Source organism: Bifidobacterium castoris (assembly GCF_003952025.1).
Lineage (GTDB): Bacteria > Actinomycetota > Actinomycetes > Actinomycetales > Bifidobacteriaceae > Bifidobacterium > Bifidobacterium castoris.
On sequence record NZ_QXGI01000002.1, the window covers coordinates 228,175 to 250,511 of the forward strand.

A 22,337-nucleotide genomic window follows, 5' to 3' on the forward strand; every position below is an offset into this window, starting at 1 on the left:
GAGGCAGATCATGGTGGACGAACAGAACGCCGGCGGCAAGCCGACGGCCAACGGCTACATCCGTCCGGGCGTCGATGACCGACCCGACCTGGACAAGGCGCTGAGCGCCGAGGACAAGGAGAACATCGCGCGTCTGACCGCACCGATGCCGAAGAGACGCGCTGCGGAACGCAGCGTCGACGACGAGCAGACGCAGGGCGTCAAACTCGCCACCGATTCGCAGGTCCACGGTTCCGGCATGGCCGCGCTCGCCGCCGTCGACACGGCGGTCCCGGACGAGGCGTCCGCGTTCATGGACATGCGCGACCCGATGGTCTCGGCCGACGGCCACCGCCCGACCAAGGCCGAAATCGTGCGACTGGGTATCGGTTTCACCGTCTCCGCGGTCGCCTGCGCGATTCCATGGGTCGCGTTGAGCACCGTCATCCTGCCGCGCGTGTTCGAGCAGATCGATGCGGGCAGCAAGGTGTTCATGCTCGGCCTCGTCAACTCCATCGGCGCGTTCGTCGCCCTCGTCGCGAACATCGTCTTCGGCACGCTCTCCGACCAGACGCGCTCGCGCTTCGGCAAGCGCACGCCGTGGATCGTGGTCGGCGGCCTCATCACCGGCCTGAGCATCGGCGCAATCGCGTTCACGCGCTCCGAGGCGCTCATCGTGACGCTGTGGTGCCTCGCGCAGATGGGCTACAACATGATGCTCGCGCCGTACGTCGCCGTCATGTCCGACCGCGTCCCGGACAAGGTGCGCGGCACAATCTCCGGATTCTACGGCGCCGGCATCGCCGTCGGTCAGACGCTCGGCTCGGTCGTCGGCGCCGCGTTCCTCACGCACGGCGCATCGGGCATCTTCCAGGCGTGGATGATGGGCCTCGCCATCTTCTCGCTCGTCGGCGTCTTCGTCGTCGTCGTGTGGCCGCGCGAGAAGTCGAGCAGATTCGAAGCGGACGGCGAGGCGATGAGCGCGAAGGCGATCCTGCGCAACTTCCGTCCGCCGCGCCACGCACCCGACTTCTACTACGCGCTCGTAGGCCGCACATTGATGATGGGCGGCTACTGGATGATCACGACCTACCAGTTGTACATCGCGCAGGACTACATCTACGCCGGTGATCCGCACGCCATCGACAAGGCGGCCGCGATCATCGCGACGATGGGCGTCATCACGCTCGTCGTCTCGTTGATCGCCGCGGTCACCGCCGGGCCGATCACCGACCGCATCGGCAGGCGCAAACTGCCGGTCGCGCTCGCAAGCTGCCTGTTCGCCGTCGGCGCCGCGATGCCGCTGCTGTTCCGTTCGCCGATGGGCATGTATCTGTTCGCGGCGATCGCCGGTCTCGGCTACGGCGTCTACAACGCGATCGACCAGGCGCTCAACGTGGCCGTGCTGCCGAATCCTAAGGAGGCGGGCAAGGATCTGGGCATCCTCAACCTCGCGAACACGCTTTCGACGGTCATCGGCACGATGATGACGTCGATCGTCGTCTCGATCGCGAAGTCGGCGATGCATGCGCCGGGCACGCCGGCGGCCGCCTATGCGTGGGTGTTCGTCGTCGCGATCGCCGTCGTGCTCATCGCGGCCGCGCTCATCATGCGCATCCGCAACGTCAAGTGACGCTTTTCTTTCATCACATTGCCAAGGCCGGCGACGTTCATGTCGCCGGCCTTTTCCATACGCGTCGCGCTCACCGCGCGAAGAGGCGCAGATATTCGTCGGAGCTCATCCAGCGCACGGTGGACCGTTGGAATGCGGCGCGGTCGCATGGGGCATGGCGGTTCCTCGTCGTTTCGCGTACTTCGTCGTCGGACATCATGGCGTCTACGCTTACGCTGACGGTTGAGGTGGTCGTCATCGCTCCTCTCGGTCGTTCACGGGCGTATGGGCCAATCTATCTACTATTAATTCTGCTATCTATGACGATGCGGCTCAAGGTATCTGAGTTTTTCGCTCATGGTTGGTCAAGGATGGGCGAAATGGAGGGGGGCTGGGGATGCCGGAGCCGCTGCGGGGCAACCTGTCGGGATACTGGTCGCGTCGCATCGATCAGAAGAATCGTCTGGTGTATCGCGTTGCGGGTGGTGGGCGGTCGTTGTGTCTTGAGATCGTACAGTGCCGTACGCATTACGGCGACCGATGACGGCTATGAGAGGAGCGTCGACGGTCCATGCCATCCGCGTGAATTCATCTGCGCGCATGGCGGTAACGTGTCGGCCGCCGCGCGGCTGCGGTTATCGTTGTGCTTATGAACGATCAGTCTCCACAGCAGGATGCGGACGGCGCCGGGCGCCCCGCGCCGCGTCCATTCCCGAATTCCGATTATGTGCGTCCGGGCATCGATGACCGTCCGGACCTCGATAAGGCGCTCACCGATGAGGACAAGGCGGCCGTCGCGCGCCTCGCCGTGCGTCAGAAGCCGAAGACGCCGCCGGCGGCCGCCGACCAGCCGGAGGTGCAGGCCGCCGCGATGGGCGTCAACATGCCGGTCGGCGGCGCCGATGAGCCGGTGCCCGACCTCGAATCCGCGTTCCTCGACATGCGCGACCCGATGGTGGACGCGAACGGCTACCGCCCGACGAAGGGGGAGGTGCTGCGCATGAAGATCGGCTTCGCGTGCACGGCGTTCTTCCTCGCGTTCGCGCTCGCCGCGCTCAACATCACGCTCGTGCCGCAGGAGCTCGATGTGTTGAGCGGCCCGGTCGGCGGCGCCGTTGCGCTGTCCTGGGTGCTCGGCGCCGGCATTCTGTGCTCGCTCGTCGCGACGATCTTCTTCCTGCCGTTGTCCGACCACACGCGCACGCCTCTCGGCAGGCGCACGCCGTGGTTCGCCGGCGGCACGCTCGTCGCCGTCATCTTCGCGTTCTCGCTGAGCGCCTGCCATACGCCGACGGCGGTCGGCATCGTCTGGGCGTTGCTGCAGATCGGTCTGGCGGCGATGTTGTGCTCGCTGCATGCGTCGATCGGCGAGCGCGTGCCCGACAAGTTCCGTGACGCCGTCGGCAAATGGCGCACGGTGGGTGTGCTCGCGGGCCTCGTGTTCGGCATCTGGTTCGGCGTGCTGATGGCGTCGGAGCCGGGCGTCGGCATGGACCTGTGCGCCGTCGGCGTGCTCGCTGCCGGCATTCTGGGGCTTCTTGTCGTCCCCCGCGAATCTTCGACGGTCTATTCGCGCGCGAAGCCGATGGAGACCGCCGATCTGCTCGTCACGCTGCGCGTCGGCCACCCGACGGCCATGTGGCGCACGATCTGCCTGACGAGGCTGTTCTCGTCCGCAGGCGTCATGCTTGCGACCGCCTACGTCTGGTTCGTCGTGCGGTACCGCCGGGGGGTCGACGCCGGTTTCGATCTGCGCGCGACGATGGTGATGGTCGCGCTCATGGGTCTGCTGGCGTGCGCGATGGCGCTGCTGAGCGAGGGCGTCGCCGATCTGTTGCGCGCGTCGTTCGACAACGATCGGCTCGTGCTGATGATCGGCGTCGCATTGGCGATCGTGGCCGTCGTCGTGCCGCTCGTCAGCTACACGACCGCCGGATTGTATGTGTTCGCCGGCATCGGCGGATTCGCCATCCATATGATCGATGACGCGCTGCAGTCGCTCGCCGTGGCTTCGGTGCCGCAGCTCGACCGCGCCGCCGGATACCTCGCCGTGTTCAACACGAGCGCGACGGCGGGCCGTCTGGTCGGCGCCGTCGTCGGCGGATTCGTCTTCGCTTATGTGACCGTCTTCTCGAACGTCTTCCTGTGGGCGGCGATCATGTTCGCGTGCGCCGGCGCGTGCGCCGCCGCCGCGATCGCGTACCCGCCCAAACGCTGATAGGTGAGGCGTTGGTAGGTGAGGTGGCGTTCGCTGTGTTCGTTGTGCAGGCATAGTGAACGCCGCCGATTGCTTGGAGCCATGGTGCGTGTGCCGCCCCGACTGTGAGCGTCGATGATACCGTTGGACGATACAGCTGGTTATGTTTGTGCACTGAGAGCGGAAAAGTCGTATATTAGCTTGCTGCCCAAAGTCGTAAATCTCACTATATGGACACTGTGCCCGATTGGTCGCAAGGCGGGGAGTAGGTTCTAGCCCAACACGGCACCGCGGCAAGCGCGCGCCGTGCACAGCAGTGCAAATGGATATGCGGAAAGGAGGCTCGCGATGAGTGAGACCATGGTCGCACGACTGCAGATCGTACGAATTATTATCTCGCCATCGGCGAGCTGATTCGTATATCTGAATCCAGCCCCGCCGATGGTGGCGGGGACGGATCGTGAACTACCTCGGACCCCGCCATATGCGCGGGGTTTTTGCGTTTGTACCCAAGCCATGAATGCAGGCAAACTATCAGGAGGTTTTCATGACCGCAGCCGAAGCAGAGGCGGAATCCGCCACGGCCACTCTCGCCCGACCGGCGTCGCGCGCAGCGCGCTCGTCGGTGGGCACGATCATCGCCGCATCCATGGTGGGCACGACGATTGAATTCTACGATTTCTACGCGTACGGCACGGCCGCCGCGAACTACTTTCCGCGCGTGTTCTTCTCCGACCGGACGAACCCGACCGTTGCGCTGCTGCTCTCGCTCGTCACGTTCGCCGTCGCGTTCCTCGCGCGCCCGGTCGGTTCGTTGATCTTCGGGCATTTCGGCGACTCGATCGGACGCAAGGCGACGCTCGTCGTCTCGCTGATGACGATGGGCGTCGCCACTTTTCTCATCGGCTGCCTGCCCGGATATGACATGTGGGGCGTATGGGCGGTGATCATGCTGTGCGTGTGCCGCTTTGTGCAGGGCATCGGCCTCGGCGGCGAATGGTCCGGCGCCGCGCTTGTGGCCACCGAGAACGCACCTGCCGACAAGCGCGCGCTCTATGGTTCGTTCCCCGAACTCGGCGCGCCGGTCGGCTTCTTCCTGTGCAACGGCACCTACGTGGTGCTTGAGATGTTCAACGATGACGCGGCGATGCTCGCATGGGGATGGCGCGTGCCGTTCCTGCTGTCGTCGCTGCTGGTGGTCGTGGGACTGCTCGTGCGTGTCCATATGGAGGAGACGCCGGCGTTCCGCGCCGCGCAGCAAAGCCAGCGCGTCGTCAAGGCTCCGGCTGTCGAGGTGTTCCGTACGAGCTGGCGGCAGGTGCTGCAGGCGACCTTCCTCGTCGCCGTCACCTACACGCTGTTCTACACTCTCGCCACATGGTCGCTTGCATGGGCCACGAAAACGGATGCGCAGGGTGGTGGCGGCCTTGGTTTCTCCACGCAGGAGTACATGACGATGCTGATGGCCTCGGTATGCGTGTTCGCCGTGTTCATCGTGCTCTCATGCGTGTTTGCGGATCGGCTGGGACGTCGCCGCGTGATCATCGGGTCGTCGGTCGCGCTGGTCGTGTTCGCGGCGGTGTTCCCGCTGCTAATGAACAAAGCCGTCGTCGGTGTGCACAACACGGCTGCCACGATGCTGTTCCTGTGCCTTGGATTTGCGTTGATGGGCATCGCGTTCGGGCCGATCGGCGCGCTGCTGCCTGAGCTGTTCAGCGTCAATGTGCGCTACACCGGATCCGGTATCGGCTACAATCTCGCGGCGATCGTCGGCGCGGCGTTCGTGCCGTCGGTGGCCACATGGCTCTCGTCGCATTGGGGCGTCGGCTCGGTCGGTCTGTATCTGGGCGTCATGGCGTTGGGCTGCCTTGCGGCGATCCTGACGTGCCATGAGACCAAGGACGTGGATTACATGCGGTGACTCGCGGGTGATCCGTCAGTGAACGATGCGTCAGGTAAGGAGAGGCTTGGCGGCGACGCAGGCCGCACAGAAGAGCAAGACGTCCATTATATGGACGAAACATATTGTTGATTTCCGGCAAGCGATGGTGGATTGGCGCTATTTTCCAGAAGAAACCGCGCGTATTCCAAAACGAGATGCCAACGGTATCCAAAAGATGGACTTGGCAAGGAGGCGCTTGCGGATTTCGGTAATATGAGGACTCAGTTTTGGAGACAAAATCTCCGACACAGCGGGAAGCCTGCCTACGTGGATCGGCCGTTCCGGACCATGGGACGCGCGGTTCATGAATCAGGCACAAGAACAACATAGGCGTCGCGGACCACTACAATGCCCGCGGTGCGCAGCAAAAGACAACAAAGGAGTGTGCCAATATGGCAGCACAGATCTGGTACGAAGACGACGGCGATCTCTCGGTTCTCGACGGCAAGAAGGTCGCGATCATCGGTTACGGCTCGCAGGGCCACGCTCACGCGCTCAACCTGCGTGATTCCGGTGTGGACGTCGTCGTCGGCCTGCGCCCGAACTCGAAGTCCGTCCAGTTCGCGAAGGACCAGGGCCTTGAGGTCAAGAGCGTTCCGGAGGCTGCCGCGGAAGCCGACGTCATCATGATTCTGGCTCCCGACCAGTATCAGAAAGGCATCTGGGACAACGACATCGAGCCGAACATCAAGGAAGGCGCCGCACTGGCCTTCGCGCACGGCTTCAACATCCACTACGGCTACATCAAGCCATCCGAGGACCACCCGGTCTTCATGGTCGCACCGAAGGGCCCGGGCCACATCGTCCGCCGTGAGTACGCGGCCGGCCGTGGCGTCCCGGTCGTGACCGCCGTCGAGCAGGATCCGCGCGGCGACGGCTGGGATCTCGCCCTCGCCTATGCCAAGGCACTCGGCGCGTTGCGCGCCGGCGCCATCAAGACGACCTTCAAGGAGGAGACCGAGACCGATCTCTTCGGTGAGCAGAACGTGCTCCTCGGCGGCGTCAACAAGCTCGTCGAGATGGGCTTCGAGGTCCTCACCGACGCCGGCTATCAGCCGGAGATCGCCTACTTCGAGGTCTGCCACGAGCTCAAGATGATCGTCGACCTGATGAACGAAGGCGGCCTGAACAAGGATCGTTGGTCCTGCTCCGACACCGCCCAGTACGGCGACTACGTCAACACCGTCATCGATGAGCATGCCCGTGAGCGCATGGAGTACCACCTCAAGCGCATCCAGGACGGCTCCTTCGCGAAGGAGTTCATGGACGATCAGGCCGCCGGCGCCCCGAAGTTCAAGCAGCTCCAGGAGGAGTACTCGAACGTCCGCATCGAAGAGGTCGGCCCGAAGCTCCGCGCGATGTTCTCCTGGAACAACGAGGCCACGAAGGACGCCGATGAGGCCAACTCCTTCACCGGCAAGATCGCCCGCGCCCAGGTCCAGGACGCTGAGTGATTGAATCGGCCGGCGCGGTGACGCCCGGCTGAATCGCACTGCTACGGTGGGGCGCAGTTCATCGCGAACTGCGCCCCCTTTTGTCGTCTGCGTTCCGACTCTTCAGCCATGTCGACGAACCGGGACGCAAGCGGGCGCGTTCGTGGGTGACTTCATCGACCCGGGTCGACGGATCGGGACGATTGGTGATATGCTGACGCGGTATGTGTGGAATTGCAATGATGTCGATGATCGCGTGGGATATCTGACCGCGTGTCAACGCAGATCCTCTTGAATTCAATCGGATTTCATAACACCATCGCGCAGGGGCCCGCTACGTGGCGGTCGTTCGGCATATCCGCATCCACCATCTGGAACAGGCTGGAATAGATAAGCCGTACATGGGTCGAACGACCCTATGCCCTCCTGCGCGAATCCAAGCGAAGGAGACATCATGCGCAATCATACGAAGCCGTATCCGGATGCAATCGGCGCCCCGCCCGGCTGGCATCTGCCGGTCGCGCTGTTGCTCACCGGCCAGGCGCTCTCGCTCGTCGGGTCGAGCATCGTACAGTACGCGGTTTTCTGGTATCTCATCATGCAGACCGACTCGGGCGTCACGATGACGGTCGCGATGCTCTGCGCATGCGTGCCGCAGGCCGTCGTCTCGCTGTTCGGTGGCGCGTGGGCGGACCGCTGGAACAAAAAGGCGCTCATCATCCTGCCCGACGCGCTCATCGCCGTCGTCACCGTGGTACTGTCTGTCTCGATTGCGCGCGGTGCCGCCGGGCTCGCGCTGTTCTTCGTCGTGCTTGCGGTTCGCTCGGCCGGTGCGGGCGTGCAGACGCCGGCCGTGCAGTCGTTCATTCCGCAAATCACGCCGGAGGAGAAGCTGCTGCGGGTGAACTCGATCAACGGCACGATCCAGTCGGTCAATATGATTGCCGCGCCCGCGGTCGCCGCCGTGCTCATCAACATCATGCCGCTGTGGGCGATCCTGTACGTCGATGTGACGACGGCAGCGGTGGGCATCGCGTTCGTCGCGCTGATCCGCGTGGCGCGCGAAGGCGAATCGGGCGCCGCGCCCGCCGTCTCGGTGTTCGCCGACATGCGTACCGGCCTGCGGTATGCGTGGCGTTATCCGCGCATCCGCAGTGTGCTCATCGCGTATGCGTTCGTCTGCTTCATCAACATCGCGCCGATGAACCTCACGTTGATTCTGATGAACCGCGGATTCAACGGCCAGCGGCTCGACCTCGGTTTCACCGTGCTGTCGACCGCGGCAGACAAGCTCGCGGCGAACGAGATGGCGTGGAGCATCGGCATGGTCGTCGGCGGCGCGCTGCTCGCCGCGTTCGGCGCGCGCGTCTTCCGCAACAACATGGTGCTGCTCGCGTGTGCGTTCATCGGCATGGGCGTGTGCACCGCCGGGCTCGGGCTGTCGCCGACGTTGCTCGTGTATCTGTGCGTCGATTTTCTTGTGGGATTGTGCACATCGCTCGGTTCGTCGCCGACGTTCACGCTGCTGCAGCAGGAGAGCACGCCCGACATGCGCGGGCGTGTGTTCGGTCTGCTCACCACGTTCTCTGGTTTCGGCACGCCTCTCGGCATGCTCGTGTTCGGTCCGCTCGCTGATGTGATCGACGTACGCGTGATTTTCGTGCTGGGTGGTGTGCTGACGGTCCCGTTCGGCGTGTGGCTGCTGCGGGTCGACAGGCGGTGGGAGGCGCCTCGCTTGGGTGTTGCAGGCGACACGCGTCCATAATGCTGTTGACGACGACAACACCAATATGATAGGTTGCTGTTGTCAATGAAAACATCATTGACAACAGCGATGAAAGGTTGTCTTCCGATCAAAGACAAACGCATCGTCCCGCTCCTCGAACAGCTCGAGGAACAAGGATGGCGCATCCATTCTACTAAAAAAGGATGGTTGTGCTATCCACCCGATAAGACGAAGACCGCGGTGGCTATTCATAAGACACCATCGGACAGTCATTGGTTCGAATCGTGCCTGCGACTGTTGCGTCGAAGCGGGTTCCGAGCATGAGCGGGGCGGGGCGGCGGCTGTTCGACCGTCGCCCCACTTTCATCCGCTGAAATCTGGAGAAAGCGGGAATGACGTGGCTGCTTGGCAGGTATTGATTGACTTTGAATCCGATACAAAACTCTCCGAAGAGATGGCTTTTGATGTCAGTGAACGGCTAGGAGAGCTTGGAGCAGTTCCGTCTTTTGAGCTGGGTGGTACACAAGGAAGCATCGTCATGTGTGTCGATGCGGAGGATGTGATTGAGGCGGCCCGACAAGGATTGGAATACACTGGCCAGGCGCTGCCGGACTGCAAGCTCACGCCGAACAATCTGGAAGTGACGGAGTGGGGGAAGGCTGTCGAACATCTTCATGATCCTCTGTACCCCGAAGTCGTAGGGTACGCCGAAATTGCCCGATTGGCTGGTGTGACAAGACAGCGTGCGCGTATGTTCCCGAAAATCGTGGATTTTCCGAAGCCTGTTATCGAGACGGCGCAGGGGGCGTTGTATACCAAATCCGCAATTGAAGCATGGCTTGAGCGTAGGACCTGCAGGGCAAAGAGGGCATAGTGGACAGCGGCATTGCGTGGACGTTGATCTGAATTGCTGCGGATCGATGTCCACGCGCTAGCGCTGATTGCTGCAGTACCCTACATGAGCCATCACGAAGGCATGATACGCCCTGCACACCACACGCACTCGACCTGCCAAGTCTGGGGGTCAGACAGCAGCAAGTCAGCGGCGAATCCGGGGGCGACCAATCCAAGCGGGGCCTTCGTGATGGGATTGGGCATATGGAATCCGAAGGTTTTCGCCGGAGTGAGCGTGGCCGCTTCAACCGCGTCCTGAGGGCTGATTCCCAAGCGGTTGATGGCATGCGCCACAGCTTCTTCAAGCACAAGTGTGGATCCGGCGATGGCATTGTTGCTGACGAGTCGCGCGTGGCCGTCCACCACATTGACGTCCAGCGCGCCCAGTTTGTAATGGCCATCGGGGCAGCCGGTGGCGGCCATGGCGTCGGTGACGAGCGCGATGCGGTGAGGTGCCAGTTCGAAGGCAAGCCGCAGCATGGGATCCTGTACATGGAACCCATCGGCGATGAGCTCGATGGTGACGCGGCGGTCTTCCACAACCGCGGGAATCGGGCCGGGTTCGCGGTGGTGGAGGCCGTTCATTGCGTTGAACATGTGTGTCATCAAGCCGGCGCCGGCGTCGATGGCCTTGCACGCCATGGCATAGTCGGCGTTACAATGGCCGATGGCGGGCACCACGCCGGAGGCTCGGAGCATGCGGATGGCTTCCACGCCATGAGCCCGTTCGGGTGCGATGGTGATCTGCCTCATTGACCCATCGGCTGCGTCGAGCAGTGTGCGCACGGATTCCTGCACTGGATCGCACAGGCAGTCCGGGTTGTGCGCGCCTTTGCGCGCCAGTGCCAGGAATGGCCCTTCCAGATGTGATCCCAGAATATCGGGGCGCGTGTCCATTGCCTCCCGCACCACTCGGATGTTCCGGGCCATCACATCGAGTGGATTGGTGATGAGGCTCAATATCTGGCGTGTGGTGCCATGGGTCATGTGGCACGCGCGCGCGATGCTGATCGCCTCCGCGCCGTCATCGAACGCGACGCCCCAACCGCCGTGGGTGTGGATATCGAGATATCCGGGGGTCAGGTTGCGCCCCTTGGCGTCGATGACGCCACTCTCATCGACGCCAAAGCGGGCGCATGCAGACTCCAGTTCGTCGCTGGACGTGCCGGTCGCCGCGATGGTCTCACCATCCGTCACAACCCATCCCTGTTCTTGCACACCGCGCGCGTCGACGACACGCGCATTGCGTATGGCGAAGGGACGCGGCTCTCGCATAAGGGAATTCGTGACTGACTGTGCGGTGGTGATGTGGTTCGCGTTCATGATGACCTCTTGCTTGGATTGCCGGCGGGGTTCAGATGCCCTGCCACTCGGGCTTGTGTTCGTAGGCGTAGCGGTAGTAGTCCTTGTGGCGGAGCCATGATGCAGCTGCCTCGTCGATGATCACGGTCGCGTGCGGATGCAGCTGCAGCGCGCTCGCCGGGCAGAACGACGACACCCCGCCCTCCACTGTTTCGGCGATGGCCTCGGCCTTGCTGTCGCCAAACGCCAGCAGGATGAGGTGCCGCGCCTTCATGATTGTACCGATGCCTTGCGTGATGCAGTGCGTGGGCACTTGATCGATGTCATTGTCGAAGAAGCGCGCGTTGTCTTCTCGCGTCTGCTCGGTGAGTGTTTTGATGCGCGTGCCCGACGCGAGCGACGAACCCGGTTCGTTGAACCCGATGTGCCCGTCGGTGCCGATGCCGAGGATCTGCACATCGACGCCGCCCTCCGCCTCGATCATGCGGTCGTATTCGTGCCCTGCCGTACGGATTGTGTCGAGGGCCCCATTGGGCACGTGCACCAAGTCGGGCGTGAGTCCCAGTGGTTCCACTACCGTGCGCGTGATCGTGGAACGATATGACTGTGGATGGCTCGGGTCGAGCCCCGCATACTCATCAAGCGCGAATCCGCGCACGTGAGACACATCGAGATGGTCGTCCTTCACCTTGTGCGCCAAGGCCTGGTAGGCGGCCAGCGGGCTTGAGCCGGTGGCCAATCCCAGTACGCAGTCGGGCTTGGATCGGATCAGGTCCGCCACGCACTGTGCATAGATGCGCCCCGCGGCCTCTTCGTTGTTCACAATAATGACTTCAGCCATGTTGCATTACTTCCCTGTATTCTTGTGATTGGCGGTGTTGTGCGCTCACTGTGTGGAAAGCGTGACTTCCTCGGGCGTGCGCACGGGTGTAAGACCGCATTCGCGCAGCACGGCATCGACTGCCTCGACGTTCGCGCCTTGCAGTGGGGCGACCGGGTTCGGCATCTGGTTCGTGTCGAAGATCCCGAGCAGTGCCATTGCCGTCTTGAACGCGCCCACACCGGCGCCGAAGCCCGAAACGCCGTTCGTCACGGTGACAATGCGCATAAGCGCGGCCAGCTTGTCCTGTTCCTCGCGCACCGTCTTCCAATCACCGGCTTCAGCGGCCTTCCACATGCGCACATAGCCCGTGCACTCCACGTTGCCCAAGCCTGGCACGCTGCCATCCGCCCCGGCCATGTAGGCGCCGTCGACGACCACCTCCTGGCCGGTGAGCACGGTGAGCGGGTGGCCGGCCTTGCGGTTGTCGTCGCACAGGAACCTGAACGCCACATCGTCGTTCGATGAATCCTTGACGCCGGCGAGCACGCCGTCGAGTCCGAGCTTGATGAGCAGATCCCCCGGAAGCTTCACGTGCACGCACACGGGGATGTCGTAGGCGAACAACGGCAAATCAACGGCTTCGTGGATTAGGCGGAAGTGACGTTCGATTTCGGGCAGGCCGCCGAGCGCGTAGAAAGGCGCTGTCGCCACAATCGCGTCGGCGCCCAGTTCATGCGCGACTTTCGCGTGCTCGATCACGCGGTTCGTCTCGGTGTCGATGCATCCCACAAGCACCGGCACGCGGTGGTCCACGGCGGCGATCGCCGTTTCGATGATTTCCCGGCGCCGTTCGTCAGTGCTGAACGCGACTTCGCCCGACGACCCGAGGAAGAAAAGCCCGTCAACGCCTGCGTCGATGAGACGGTTGATGGAACGTGTGAAGCTCTCGCGATCGAGCTTCTGGTCGGCGGTGAGCGGTGTTACGACCGGCGGGATGACGCCACGGAACTGCTGGTTCATGATATTCTCCTTGTTTTGATGCATGCCGGCGATGGGCATATGCGAAACGCAAATAGATAGATGGACAGATGGGTTGCGGATTGTGGTTGGTCAGGCTATGGGCGCGCATTCCGCCGCTGTTGGATGCAGCAGCGATGGCGCTGCGCCGAGCAGAAGTCGCGTATAGGGGTCCTGCGGATTGTTCAGCACTTGCTTTGCCTCCCCATGTTCCACGATTGTGCCGTGGTTCATCACGATGATTTCGTCGGAGACATACCGCACGGTTTGGATGTCGTGGCTGATGAAGACCATCGAGAGGCCGAGCTCCTTCTTGAGGTCGGAAAGCAGGTTCAGGATCTGCGCGCGGACCGAGACGTCCAGAGCGGATGTGGGTTCGTCGGCGATGATCGCGTCGGGTTTGAGCGAAAGTGCCCGGGCGATGGCCACGCGTTGCCTCTGTCCGCCGGAAAGCTGACCGGGAAGGGCGTTGAGCGCGGATTTCGGCAGGCCCACCATGTTGATGAGCTCATAAGCGCGGCGAATGCGTTCCTCTTTATTGCCCAAACTGTGCACGATGAGCGGGTCCATGAGCTGATCCTGCACGCTCATACGGGCATTGAGCGCGGTCGCCGGGTCCTGGAACACGACGGAGACGACGCGTCCGATGCGCATGCGGTCCTTGGCGTTGCGGTGGGTCACGTCCTGCCCTTTGAACATCACATGGCCGGAGGTGACAGTCTGCAATCCACACATCACATTCGCGGTGGTGGACTTGCCGCAGCCGGATTCGCCAACGATGCCGATTGTGCGGCCGGGCATGAGCTTCAGACTCACGTGGTCCACGGCTTTGACCTTCTTCGGGCGGAAGATGGAACCAGCGCGGGTCTTGAATTCGACTTCGACGTCTTTGAGCTCGATGATGGGGGTGGCTGGGGTGTTCATCGTGCTTCCTCCTTGGCGGTAACACGAACCGGCTTGGGCTGCGTGCGTGTTGGGGTTGGCGTTGCGGATGCCTGGAATTTGGTGGCGGCGCGGGCGATCGCCTGTTCGCTGTCGACGAGTGCATCGTAACCGTTCAGAGTCTCCTCGATGGAGGCGTCGACTTTGGAGTAGGTTCGATCAATGCCGTCGTCTTTGTCGAGGTCATCAGGGTGCACTGCGTAGTAGTGCAGGGTGCCGGGCACTTGCTTCATCACAGGGCGCACGTCCAGGCCGCGGGTCGGGCGCGACGAGCGTGGTGCAAAGCGGTCGCCCTTGGGGAAGTCGGCGGGGCTGGGCACGGTGCCGGGCACTTGGTGCAGGCGTCCGGAGCCGGCTTCGATTGAGGTGACGGATCCCAGTAGGCCGCGCGTGTACTCGTGGTGGGGGTCGGTGAGGATCTCGGTTGTGGATCCCTGCTCGACCACCTGGCCCGCGTACATGACCGTGATCGAGTGGGCGACCTTGGCCACGAGAGCAAGGTCATGGCTCACGAAGATCATGGCGAAACCGAGCTTTTCACGCAGGTCGTTGAGCAGGTCAATCACCTGCTTCTGCACCGTTACGTCAAGTGCGGTCGTCGGTTCGTCCGCGATGATGAGCTTCGGGTCGCGTGTGAGGGCCATCGCAATCAGCACGCGCTGGCGCTGGCCGCCGGAAAGCTCATGCGGGTACGATTCGAGCACGCGCTGCGGGTCGAGGCCCACGAGCTCGAGGAGTTCCTCGGCCGTGCGGGTGCCGCCGCGGGAGATGAGCTGCTTCATCTGCGCCTTGATGAGCATCGACGGGTTGAGCGAGGAGAGCGCGTCCTGGTAGATCATGGCGATCTCGTGGCCGCGCAAGGCGTTGTACCGCTTTTGGCTGATGCCGACGATGTTCTCGCCTTCAAACAGGATCTCACCACTGATTTGCGCCTTCGGATCCAGCAGGCCCATGATCGCAAGCGAGGTGATCGACTTGCCGCAGCCGGATTCGCCCACAAGGCCCATCGTTTCGCCGGGGCGCACCGCGAAGTTCAGGTGGTCCACCACGTTCACATCGCCGTGGCGCGGGAACTTGATGCACAGGTCCTTCACCTCGATGACCGGCTCGGCGGTGCTGTGGGGGGTCAGGCGGTCGGTGCGCTTCGCTTCGGCCTCCTTGAGGGCCATGAGCGAGGCCTCGAGCGTTTCGGCCTGGGCGGCATAGGCGGCCACCGGATCCACGAGGATGCGGTCCTCTTCGCGCTTGAGGTCCTTCTCGTTCTCGTTCTGCTCGATTGGGGCGGTCGGGGCCGCCACCATCGCATCGGTGATGCCTTCGGACAGGATGTTGAGACACAGCACGGTGAGCATGATCGCCAGACCCGGGAAGAGCGCCTGCCACCAGAACCCGTAGATGACGCCTTCCTTCGCGGAGGAGAGGATGTTGCCCCAGGTGGGCGTGGGCTCAGGAATGCCGGCGTTGATGAATGAGAGCGAAGCCTCGAACACAATCGCGTCGGCCACCGAAAGCGTGGTGAACACCATGACCGGTGCGGCGATGTTGCGCGTGACGTGCTTGATGAGCAGCCACGGGGCGCGTGCGCCGCTCACAATGCCGGCGCGCACATAATCCTTGCCGTATTCGCTGATGATATTGGCGCGGACGATGCGTGCAATCTGCGGCACGTAGAGGATGCCGATCGAGATGACGATGCCGATCATCGACTGTCCCAGGATCGACACGAACACGGCGGCCAGCGCGATGCCCGGGATGGACATGATGATGTCGATGCAGCGCATGATCACTTCAGAGATCCATGTGCGTGACACGGCGGCCACTGCGCCGATCAGCGCACCGGCGATCAACGCGAAGGCGATGGACGACAGGCCGATGACGAGCGAGTATCGCGCGCCGTAGAGCACACGGGAGAGCACGTCGCGCCCCAGATTGTCGGTGCCGAATGGATGGTCACCCGAGGGAGTGCGGTAGTTGAGTGTGATCTCGCTGGGGTCATGCGGGGCAATGAGCGGGGCGAACACCGCACATACGATGAGCGCGAGGATGAAGATGACGGAGATCTTGGTGCCGATCGACATCTTGGACCAGCGCTTGAGCACCAGTTTGCCATTGGCTTTGTCGACGTTCTTCGCGGAGAGGGTCTTGCTGAACAACATGGTGATCACACATTCCTGATTCGTGGGTTGATAAGGACATAGAGCAGATCAACGACGATGTTGATGATGATGAAGGCGAGGGCCACAACAAGCACGACACCTTGCACGAGCATCGGCTGGTTGTTGTTGATGCCGTCGAACATCGCGGTGCCCATGCCTGGGAGTGCGAAGATGACCTCGATGACGATGGCGCCGCCCATGAGGTAACCGATCTTCATGCCGAGCACGGTGACCGGGGTGATGAGCGCATTGCGCAGCACATTGCGGGCGATGACGACAGGTTTCGGGATGCCGGCGCCCAAAGCGGTGCGCACATAGTCTTTGTCGAGCTCCTCAACCATCGATGTGCGGATGATGCGGGTCATCGAACCTGCCACCGGCATCGCCAGGGCGAAGCACGGCATGGCCATGCGGCGCATATACTCTCCGGGGTTCTGCGTGAACGGTACAAGGTCGCCTGCGCCGGGGAGCCAGTCGAGCTTGATCTGCAGGAAGTAGATGAGCAGCACGCCGAGCCAGAAGCATGGGGTGGCGATCTCGATGATTGAGATGACGCGAATCGCCTGGTCGACCCACGTGTCGCGGTAGAGGGCAGCCAGCACACCGAACACCACGGAAATCACCAAGGCGATGGCCAGACCGATAAACGTGAGCTGGAGGGTCAACGGGAACGAGGTGGCGATGCGCTCGGCAACCGAGTCCTTGTTCACGCCGTACACGCCAAGCTTGCCTTGGAACATGCCGCCGATGTATGACCAGAATTGCTGCCACCACGGGCGGTCGTAGCCCATTTCGTGGCGGAAGGCTTCCAGGGCCTGTGGGGTGGCGCTTTCGCCGAGTGCGGCGACGGCCGGATCGTACTTGGAGAACGACATCAGGAAGAAGACGAGCAAGGTGACGCCGAAGGCCATGAATGGGAGGGCGATGATGCGCTTGCCCAGGATTCGCAGGAGATTGTTCATGAGATGCTCCTTGGATGTGAATGGACCAGGGGTTGCGGTCAGCGGTTGAGTTTGGCTTGCAGCAGGTCAAGGCCGGTGGTGCCGATGGCTTCGGTCTTGGAGAAGACGCCTTTTTTGAAGGCGGTGGTGGTCTTGCGGTGGAAGAGCGGGTAGATCGGAACCTGTTCGGACAGCAGGTCGAAGCACTGGTCCCAGTAATCCTGCCGTTCGTTGTCGCTTGGGGCGGCGATGGCCTTGTCCATGAGTTCGTGGAGCTGCTTGTAGCCGTCGGAGCCGTACCAGAACGTGCGCTGATGGGTCCAGGTGTTGTCGCCGTAGAACCAGTTCATCAGCAGGTCGGCGTCATTGCCGAACACCGAGGGGTCGCCTGCGACGAGTGCCATGGAGAAGTCGGCGTCATCGCGATCGGTGATATTCGGGTAGAGGGCGGACGAGGCCATCGACTGCAGGTCCACGTCCATGCCGATTTCGGCCAGGTTGTTCTTGATCTGCGGAGCGAGTTGCGTGATCCACGATTGATCGGTGGAGTACAGCGTGAACTTGATGGGTGTTTGGACGCCGGCTTCCTTGAGCAGTTGCTTGGCTTTGCCCACATTGTGTTCGAACACCGTGGACGCCTTGTGGTATGCGGGGTATTCTTCGATCAGGTAGCTTGTGGTGGGTGTGGCTTGGCCGGCCATCTGGTTGTCGATCAGTTGCTTGGCGTCGATCGCATAGAACACGGCCTGACGCACACGCGGATCGTCGAAGGGCTTCTGCTTCGTGTTGAACATGATGTACGGGGCGTTGAACGATTGCACCGTCTTGAGCTCGGCCTTCTTCTGCAGCACGTCGAACGCAAGGGTGGGCACGAGCTCCATGACATCGACTTTACCGGTCTGCATTGCGGTGACTCGCGCCGTGTCGTCGACTGCGACATTCCAGACCATGTTCTTGCACTGTGCCGGGTAATCGCCGTTGTAGAGGTCGTTCTTCACGAACGTGACCTTTTGATCGGTGATGTTGGCGTACTTCCACGGGCCGGAGCCGATGGGCTGCGCAGTGAGCTCGTCATTGCTCATCGATGCCGGCGCGACCTTGATGAGTGCGAGGCGTTCCTTGAACGCGGGGAATGGGTATTTGAGGTTGAACGTGACTTCCTGGTCGTTTTTCGCTTCAACGGAATCGATGAAGCTGATCATGGGGGCGTACAGGCCTCCCTCTTTGTTGGAGCGCTCGTATGATTTCACCACATCATTCGCCGTGACCGGTTTCCCGTCGGAGAACTTCGCGCCATCGCGCAACGATACGGTGTATTCGGTGTCGGAAACCTTGACCGGCTCACCCTTGGCGAGCGCGTTGTACATCGAATAGTCGGAGTAGTTGAATGCGTAGAGCGGTTCGACGACGTACCAGTTGGCGGCCATGGTCATTGCGCTCGATGTTGAGTTGGGGTTGAAGTCTCGGCTGGCGTATGCCACTTCCGCCGTGATGGTGTCTGGAACCGAGGGGCCGGTGGCGTTCTGTGTGTTGCCGCAGCCGCTCAACGCGAAGGTCGAGATCACGGCGATCGCCGTGGCCTTCGTCAATAGCCTTGTTCTTTTCATTGCTGTCCTTACTGCTTGGAGGGTTATACCTGCTTGGAGTGGTAACTCGCAATGCTTTGATGAAACGAGGTGTTTCGAAGCTGATTAAATCGTAAGACATCAGACATCTGATTGCAATTCAGCGCTCTGCGGAAAACCACCCCTCATCCACATGTGACATATAGAAAAACCGCAGGATCTCAAGCCGAAGCTTTCCATCACTGCGGTTTCCCCTTGGAATCTCTTCGATTCTCAGGCTCGTCGTTCCGTATTACGTTGTCGTTACTGCCGGTTTCGTGGGGGGGGGTACAGCGCCTGTGCCTCCTGCGTGCGACTGTCGAGCCATCGCCGGAACAGCTCGGGCCAGGCCTGCACGCATTCCTCCACGCCGGAGCCGTCGGCGTACATGGATTCCACGGTCCCCAGGCTCACCCCATGCCGGCCTGACGGGAACAGATGCGCCTCGACACTCACGCCCGCGCGCCGGAGCGCGGCGATGAGCAGCAGGCTGTTCTCTATGGGAACGGTGGAATCGGTGAGGGTGTGGAACAGGAACGTCGGCGGAAAATCAGGGGTGACGCGCGTCTCGATCGACACATGGGCGAGTGCGTTGCGGTCGGTGCTGCGATCGCCGAGCAGCCGGTCGAAACTCGGGCGGTGCGCGAACTCGCCGGAGGAAATCACCGGGTATCCGAGCAGGAGCCCGTTGGGCCGGATCTGCCCGGCGTCGAAGCCGTACTGTTCGGGCATTTCCGTGCTCCAACTGGCGCCCAGACTGGCGGTTAAATGGCCTCCGGCGGAAAATCCCGCCACGAACAGCTGGTCAGGGTCGATATGCCAGTCTTCGGCGTTTGCGCGTATGGTGGCCATCGCTTGCGCCAACTCAAGCAGGGCGGTGGGGTAGTGGGCCGGATAGGTCGAGTAGCGCAGCACGCACGCTTGGTACCCATAGGCGAGCATGCGGACCGCGATGGGTTCCGCTTCACGGTCGGATGTCTCCAGGTAACCGCCTCCGGGCACGACGATGATGCATGGGCGTGTGCGGTGCGCGTCGATTTCGGACGAATTGTCAAGCAGATAGCAATCGAGCGCGGCATTCGCTTCGCCCACGGGAATGTGCAGTAGGTTCATCGTTCCTCCTTTGGGCCCTGTGCGCTATTGCGCGTCTGGCGAGGGCAGGGCGTCGCGGAACCAGCCGGTGATCGAGGTCGGGTGGGTGATCGCCGTGCCCACAACGGCCGCCCAGGCGCCGAGCTCCATGACCTCACCCAACTGGGCGGGCGTGTGGATGCGGCCTTCGCAGATCACCGGCACATCGGGGAATTCCTGCACCATGGCGCTGAGCAATTCGAGGTCGGGGCCATCGGTTTTCGCGCGTTCCCCCGTGTAGCCGGCGAGTGTCGTGGAGATGATGTCCGTCCCCGCGTCGACCGCCTGGCGGGCGTCCGCGAGACTGCCGCAGTCGGCCATGACGATGATGCCGTCGTCGTGCAGTGCGGCCACGGTCTCAGTGTAGGTGCGGTCGTCGGGGCGCGGGCGGCGCGTGGCGTCGAGCGCGACGATGTCCGCTCCCGCATTGGCGCAGCAACGGGCGTGGCGCAATGTGGGCGTGATGTAGACGCCTTCGTCGCCTTCTTTCCAAATGCCGATCACGGGCACTTTCACTTGACCTTTGATTGCTGCGATGTCGGCCAATCCCTGACAGCGGATGCCGCGCGCGCCGCCGATTTCCGCCGCCATTGCCATTTGGGCCATGGTCTCCGGGTGGCGCATCGGTTCGCCGGGGTAGGCCTGGCAGCTCACGATGAGGCCGCCTTTGAGTTGTTCGATGATATGGTGCATGGGTTCCTCCTAGTGGTGATTGTGCAGGTGTTGGCGAGCGGCTACGGCCGCGCCGATGAGTGGCGCATTGCCGCCGAGCACGCCTTCGACGAGCGGGATTGTGCGGGTGAGTTGCAGTGCGCTGTCTTCGAATCCGGCGCGCAACGCCTCCCACCACACTGCCCCGGCGTTCGTGACGGATCCTGAGACGACGATGACGTCGGGGTCGATCAGATTTGCGGCGCCGCCCAATGCTTCGCCGAGCGCGCGGCCCGCCTCGGTGAGCACGCTGATCGCAAGCGGTTCGCCGGCTTCGGCCAGTTCGCACACGTCGCGTCCGTTCGCGATGGTCGTTGTGGCGTCCCCGCACCGCATGGCATACAGTGTGGCCAGTCCGGTGCCGGAGGCCACCGGCTCGATGTGGCCGCAGGCAGTGCCGCAGGAACATGGCACGCCACGCCCGAGGGGGTGCATGACGTGCCCGATGTGGCCCGCCACGTCGTGTGCGCCGAAAACCGGCTGACCATCCACGATGAGCGCGCCGCCAATGCCGGTGCCTACGCCCACGGAAAGCACGCGGGAGTAGCCGACGCCTGCCCCATAGTGCGCTTCGCCCAAACCGTGGGCCACGACGTCGTTCACGACGGTCACGGGCGCCGCCTGCACCTTGTGCAGCGCGTCGGCAAGTCGTTGGCCGGTCCAGCCGGGAATGAGGTCGGTCGACGACACGATTATGCCCTGTGCGCTGTCCACCACGCCCGCCGAGCCGACGCCAATGGCGTCGACCGCCCCCAGTTCCGCAAGCTGGCTTGAGGCAAGGTCCACAAGCCGCTGCAGCACCGCCGGTCCGCCTTCGGTGGAGTTCGTGGGCACCGAGGTGTTTTGCGGCGCGCCGCCGGCAAGCGTGCCGTCGGCGGCGAACGTGACCATGCCGGACGCAATTTTCGTGCCGCCCAGGTCAAAGGCGAGGATATGCATGTCGCTGGCCATCACACCGCCCTCCCCGTTACGCCGAAGCGTTCCAGATCGCTCGCTTCGCGGATGCGTGCCAGCCGGTCCACGCGGGCGGGCAGGGAATCCGAGGCGGGTACGCAGACTTTCGCGCCAAGATAGGCAAGCGTGGGGCACTCCAGCGCGCATTGCACGCAGGAGGCTATGCGCTCGGCGTTCATAAGCGACGCCGGTTCATCGGGCCACATGGGCAGATGGCCGTCCGCCCAGACGCCTCCGAATTCGGTTGCTTGGCCGGAGGCTCCGGAGAACATGAGCCCTGTGAGCACGCCGGCGGCCGCGGCCTTGCGCACATGCGCTTCAGGGGCGGCCGGATCGCGCGCTTCCAAGCAGCTGCGGCCCCAATTGATCGTCAATCCGATTCCGGTCGAATCGCACACGTCGATCTCTTCGTCAAGGGAAAGGAAACCCTTTTCCGGTGGTTGTCCTTTGACGCAGGCGTCGCAATGTTCAATCACCAGTGCTGTGCCGCACCAGTCCCATGTGAGCAGTTCCTCCACGGATTGCCGCATCGCCGCGGCGTCCGCGCGCGAGGTGGGGGCTGAGTGGATTTCAAGATAAGCCATATCGTTGGATCCGCGGGAATCCACGAAATCCGCAATCGCATCATGGGCGTGACGCGCGAATGCAAGCGCCGCCCTGCGTCCGTCGGGGTCGGGGCTCGCCAAGCCGAAGTCGGCATCGGCGCCCACGCGTTGCATTGTCCCCGGGATGAGTGTGACTGTGTTGTGCTTCCAATGTTCCGGGATGTTCCGCGCGAGAACACCACGCGTTGCAGGGTCGGCAAGATCGCCGGGGTATGGCAGTTCCGCCCCATCGATCCACACTTGCTCGCCAAGCAATGCATAATACAGGGATTGTTCGTCGCGGTCGGCCGGCAGTGAGGCGTAGGCGCCGACAATGTAATGTGGACTGGTCATCGCTCCTCCTTCGGTGACGTGAACCATTCAAAATT

At 62.6% G+C, this 22,337-nt stretch carries 19 protein-coding genes; 8 read left to right on the forward strand and 11 right to left on the reverse strand.

Annotated features, from left to right (window positions below):
• Positions 1 to 10: 10 nt before the first annotated feature.
• The 8 genes from D2E22_RS03185 to D2E22_RS03225 all read left to right on the forward strand — a co-directional run bounded on the left by D2E22_RS03185 (position 11) and on the right by D2E22_RS03225 (position 9,763).
• Positions 11 to 1,612 carry an MFS transporter gene (locus tag D2E22_RS03185; protein ID WP_126031680.1) on the forward strand — a complete coding sequence of 534 codons (1,602 nt, stop codon included), beginning with the start codon at positions 11 to 13 and terminating at the stop codon, positions 1,610 to 1,612.
• A 376-nt stretch (positions 1,613 to 1,988) separates the two neighbouring features.
• The gene (locus D2E22_RS03190) at positions 1,989 to 2,135 is read left to right on the forward strand and encodes a type II toxin-antitoxin system YoeB family toxin (RefSeq protein ID WP_126031681.1); all 147 of its coding nucleotides are present in this window, start codon (positions 1,989 to 1,991) and stop codon (positions 2,133 to 2,135) included.
• A gap of 105 nt (positions 2,136 to 2,240) precedes the next feature.
• Entirely contained in the window at positions 2,241 to 3,809 is a 1,569-nt protein-coding gene (locus tag D2E22_RS03195; protein ID WP_126031682.1) for an MFS transporter, read from the forward strand.
• Between the two features lie 526 nt (positions 3,810 to 4,335).
• Entirely contained in the window at positions 4,336 to 5,709 is a 1,374-nt protein-coding gene (locus D2E22_RS03200) for an MFS transporter (protein ID WP_241218150.1), read from the forward strand.
• Positions 5,710 to 5,755: 46 nt separating this feature from the next.
• Entirely contained in the window at positions 5,756 to 5,947 is a 192-nt protein-coding gene (locus D2E22_RS03205; RefSeq protein WP_126031683.1) for a hypothetical protein, read from the forward strand.
• Positions 5,948 to 6,122: 175 nt separating this feature from the next.
• On the forward strand, positions 6,123 to 7,184 hold the full coding sequence (gene ilvC, locus D2E22_RS03210) for a ketol-acid reductoisomerase (RefSeq protein ID WP_126031684.1): 1,062 nt from the start codon (positions 6,123 to 6,125) through the stop codon (positions 7,182 to 7,184).
• A gap of 433 nt (positions 7,185 to 7,617) precedes the next feature.
• Positions 7,618 to 8,928, forward strand: a complete 1,311-nt coding sequence (locus D2E22_RS03215) for an MFS transporter (RefSeq protein ID WP_241218151.1) — start codon at positions 7,618 to 7,620, stop codon at positions 8,926 to 8,928.
• A 358-nt stretch (positions 8,929 to 9,286) separates the two neighbouring features.
• Positions 9,287 to 9,763, forward strand: a complete 477-nt coding sequence (locus D2E22_RS03225) for a hypothetical protein (protein ID WP_126031685.1) — start codon at positions 9,287 to 9,289, stop codon at positions 9,761 to 9,763.
• A 92-nt stretch (positions 9,764 to 9,855) separates the two neighbouring features.
• Here D2E22_RS03225 and nagA read toward each other — a convergent pair whose 3' ends face one another.
• The 11 genes from nagA to D2E22_RS03280 form a co-directional block, all read right to left on the reverse strand.
• Positions 9,856 to 11,106 carry an N-acetylglucosamine-6-phosphate deacetylase gene (gene nagA / locus D2E22_RS03230; protein WP_126031686.1) on the reverse strand — a complete coding sequence of 417 codons (1,251 nt, stop codon included), beginning with the start codon at positions 11,104 to 11,106 and terminating at the stop codon, positions 9,856 to 9,858.
• Between the two features lie 31 nt (positions 11,107 to 11,137).
• Positions 11,138 to 11,926: a glucosamine-6-phosphate deaminase gene (nagB, locus tag D2E22_RS03235; RefSeq protein ID WP_126031687.1), complete on the reverse strand. Its 789-nt coding sequence runs from the start codon at positions 11,924 to 11,926 to the stop codon at positions 11,138 to 11,140.
• A gap of 45 nt (positions 11,927 to 11,971) precedes the next feature.
• A complete protein-coding gene (locus D2E22_RS03240; protein ID WP_126031688.1) occupies positions 11,972 to 12,928 on the reverse strand; it encodes a dihydrodipicolinate synthase family protein in 957 nt (318 codons plus the stop codon).
• A 90-nt stretch (positions 12,929 to 13,018) separates the two neighbouring features.
• Entirely contained in the window at positions 13,019 to 13,849 is an 831-nt protein-coding gene (locus D2E22_RS03245) for an ABC transporter ATP-binding protein (protein ID WP_126031689.1), read from the reverse strand.
• Entirely contained in the window at positions 13,846 to 16,023 is a 2,178-nt protein-coding gene (locus D2E22_RS03250) for a dipeptide/oligopeptide/nickel ABC transporter permease/ATP-binding protein (protein ID WP_241218152.1), read from the reverse strand. The genes D2E22_RS03245 and D2E22_RS03250 overlap by 4 nt, the downstream gene beginning before the upstream one ends.
• Before the next feature lie 5 nt (positions 16,024 to 16,028).
• The gene (locus D2E22_RS03255; protein ID WP_101398183.1) at positions 16,029 to 16,985 is read right to left on the reverse strand and encodes an ABC transporter permease; all 957 of its coding nucleotides are present in this window, start codon (positions 16,983 to 16,985) and stop codon (positions 16,029 to 16,031) included.
• Positions 16,986 to 17,023: 38 nt separating this feature from the next.
• On the reverse strand, positions 17,024 to 18,571 hold the full coding sequence (locus D2E22_RS03260; RefSeq protein ID WP_126031690.1) for an ABC transporter substrate-binding protein: 1,548 nt from the start codon (positions 18,569 to 18,571) through the stop codon (positions 17,024 to 17,026).
• Between the two features lie 261 nt (positions 18,572 to 18,832).
• A complete protein-coding gene (locus D2E22_RS03265) occupies positions 18,833 to 19,681 on the reverse strand; it encodes an alpha/beta hydrolase (RefSeq protein WP_126031691.1) in 849 nt (282 codons plus the stop codon).
• Positions 19,682 to 19,705: 24 nt separating this feature from the next.
• Positions 19,706 to 20,392: an N-acetylmannosamine-6-phosphate 2-epimerase gene (locus D2E22_RS03270; RefSeq protein WP_126031692.1), complete on the reverse strand. Its 687-nt coding sequence runs from the start codon at positions 20,390 to 20,392 to the stop codon at positions 19,706 to 19,708.
• A gap of 9 nt (positions 20,393 to 20,401) precedes the next feature.
• On the reverse strand, positions 20,402 to 21,361 hold the full coding sequence (locus D2E22_RS03275; protein WP_126031693.1) for an ROK family protein: 960 nt from the start codon (positions 21,359 to 21,361) through the stop codon (positions 20,402 to 20,404).
• Positions 21,361 to 22,302, reverse strand: a complete 942-nt coding sequence (locus tag D2E22_RS03280) for a DUF4862 family protein (RefSeq protein WP_126031694.1) — start codon at positions 22,300 to 22,302, stop codon at positions 21,361 to 21,363. The genes D2E22_RS03275 and D2E22_RS03280 overlap by 1 nt, the downstream gene beginning before the upstream one ends.
• Positions 22,303 to 22,337: the final 35 nt, after the last annotated feature.

Excerpts from the sequence above, each read along its gene's own strand:
- D2E22_RS03185 (WP_126031680.1), top strand. The coding sequence starts at position 11 with ATGGTGGACGAACAGAACGCCGGCGGCAAGCCGACGGCCAACGGCTAC.
- D2E22_RS03190 (WP_126031681.1), top strand. The coding sequence starts at position 1,989 with ATGCCGGAGCCGCTGCGGGGCAACCTGTCGGGATACTGGTCGCGTCGC.
- D2E22_RS03195 (WP_126031682.1), top strand. The coding sequence starts at position 2,241 with ATGAACGATCAGTCTCCACAGCAGGATGCGGACGGCGCCGGGCGCCCC.
- D2E22_RS03200 (WP_241218150.1), top strand. The coding sequence starts at position 4,336 with ATGACCGCAGCCGAAGCAGAGGCGGAATCCGCCACGGCCACTCTCGCC.
- ilvC (WP_126031684.1), top strand. The coding sequence starts at position 6,123 with ATGGCAGCACAGATCTGGTACGAAGACGACGGCGATCTCTCGGTTCTC.
- D2E22_RS03215 (WP_241218151.1), top strand. The coding sequence starts at position 7,618 with ATGCGCAATCATACGAAGCCGTATCCGGATGCAATCGGCGCCCCGCCC.
- nagA (WP_126031686.1), bottom strand. The coding sequence starts at position 11,106 with ATGAACGCGAACCACATCACCACCGCACAGTCAGTCACGAATTCCCTT.
- nagB (WP_126031687.1), bottom strand. The coding sequence starts at position 11,926 with ATGGCTGAAGTCATTATTGTGAACAACGAAGAGGCCGCGGGGCGCATC.
- D2E22_RS03240 (WP_126031688.1), bottom strand. The coding sequence starts at position 12,928 with ATGAACCAGCAGTTCCGTGGCGTCATCCCGCCGGTCGTAACACCGCTC.
- D2E22_RS03245 (WP_126031689.1), bottom strand. The coding sequence starts at position 13,849 with ATGAACACCCCAGCCACCCCCATCATCGAGCTCAAAGACGTCGAAGTC.
- D2E22_RS03250 (WP_241218152.1), bottom strand. The coding sequence starts at position 16,023 with ATGTTGTTCAGCAAGACCCTCTCCGCGAAGAACGTCGACAAAGCCAAT.
- D2E22_RS03255 (WP_101398183.1), bottom strand. The coding sequence starts at position 16,985 with ATGAACAATCTCCTGCGAATCCTGGGCAAGCGCATCATCGCCCTCCCA.
- D2E22_RS03260 (WP_126031690.1), bottom strand. The coding sequence starts at position 18,571 with ATGAAAAGAACAAGGCTATTGACGAAGGCCACGGCGATCGCCGTGATC.
- D2E22_RS03265 (WP_126031691.1), bottom strand. The coding sequence starts at position 19,681 with ATGAACCTACTGCACATTCCCGTGGGCGAAGCGAATGCCGCGCTCGAT.
- D2E22_RS03270 (WP_126031692.1), bottom strand. The coding sequence starts at position 20,392 with ATGCACCATATCATCGAACAACTCAAAGGCGGCCTCATCGTGAGCTGC.
- D2E22_RS03275 (WP_126031693.1), bottom strand. The coding sequence starts at position 21,361 with ATGGCCAGCGACATGCATATCCTCGCCTTTGACCTGGGCGGCACGAAA.
- D2E22_RS03280 (WP_126031694.1), bottom strand. The coding sequence starts at position 22,302 with ATGACCAGTCCACATTACATTGTCGGCGCCTACGCCTCACTGCCGGCC.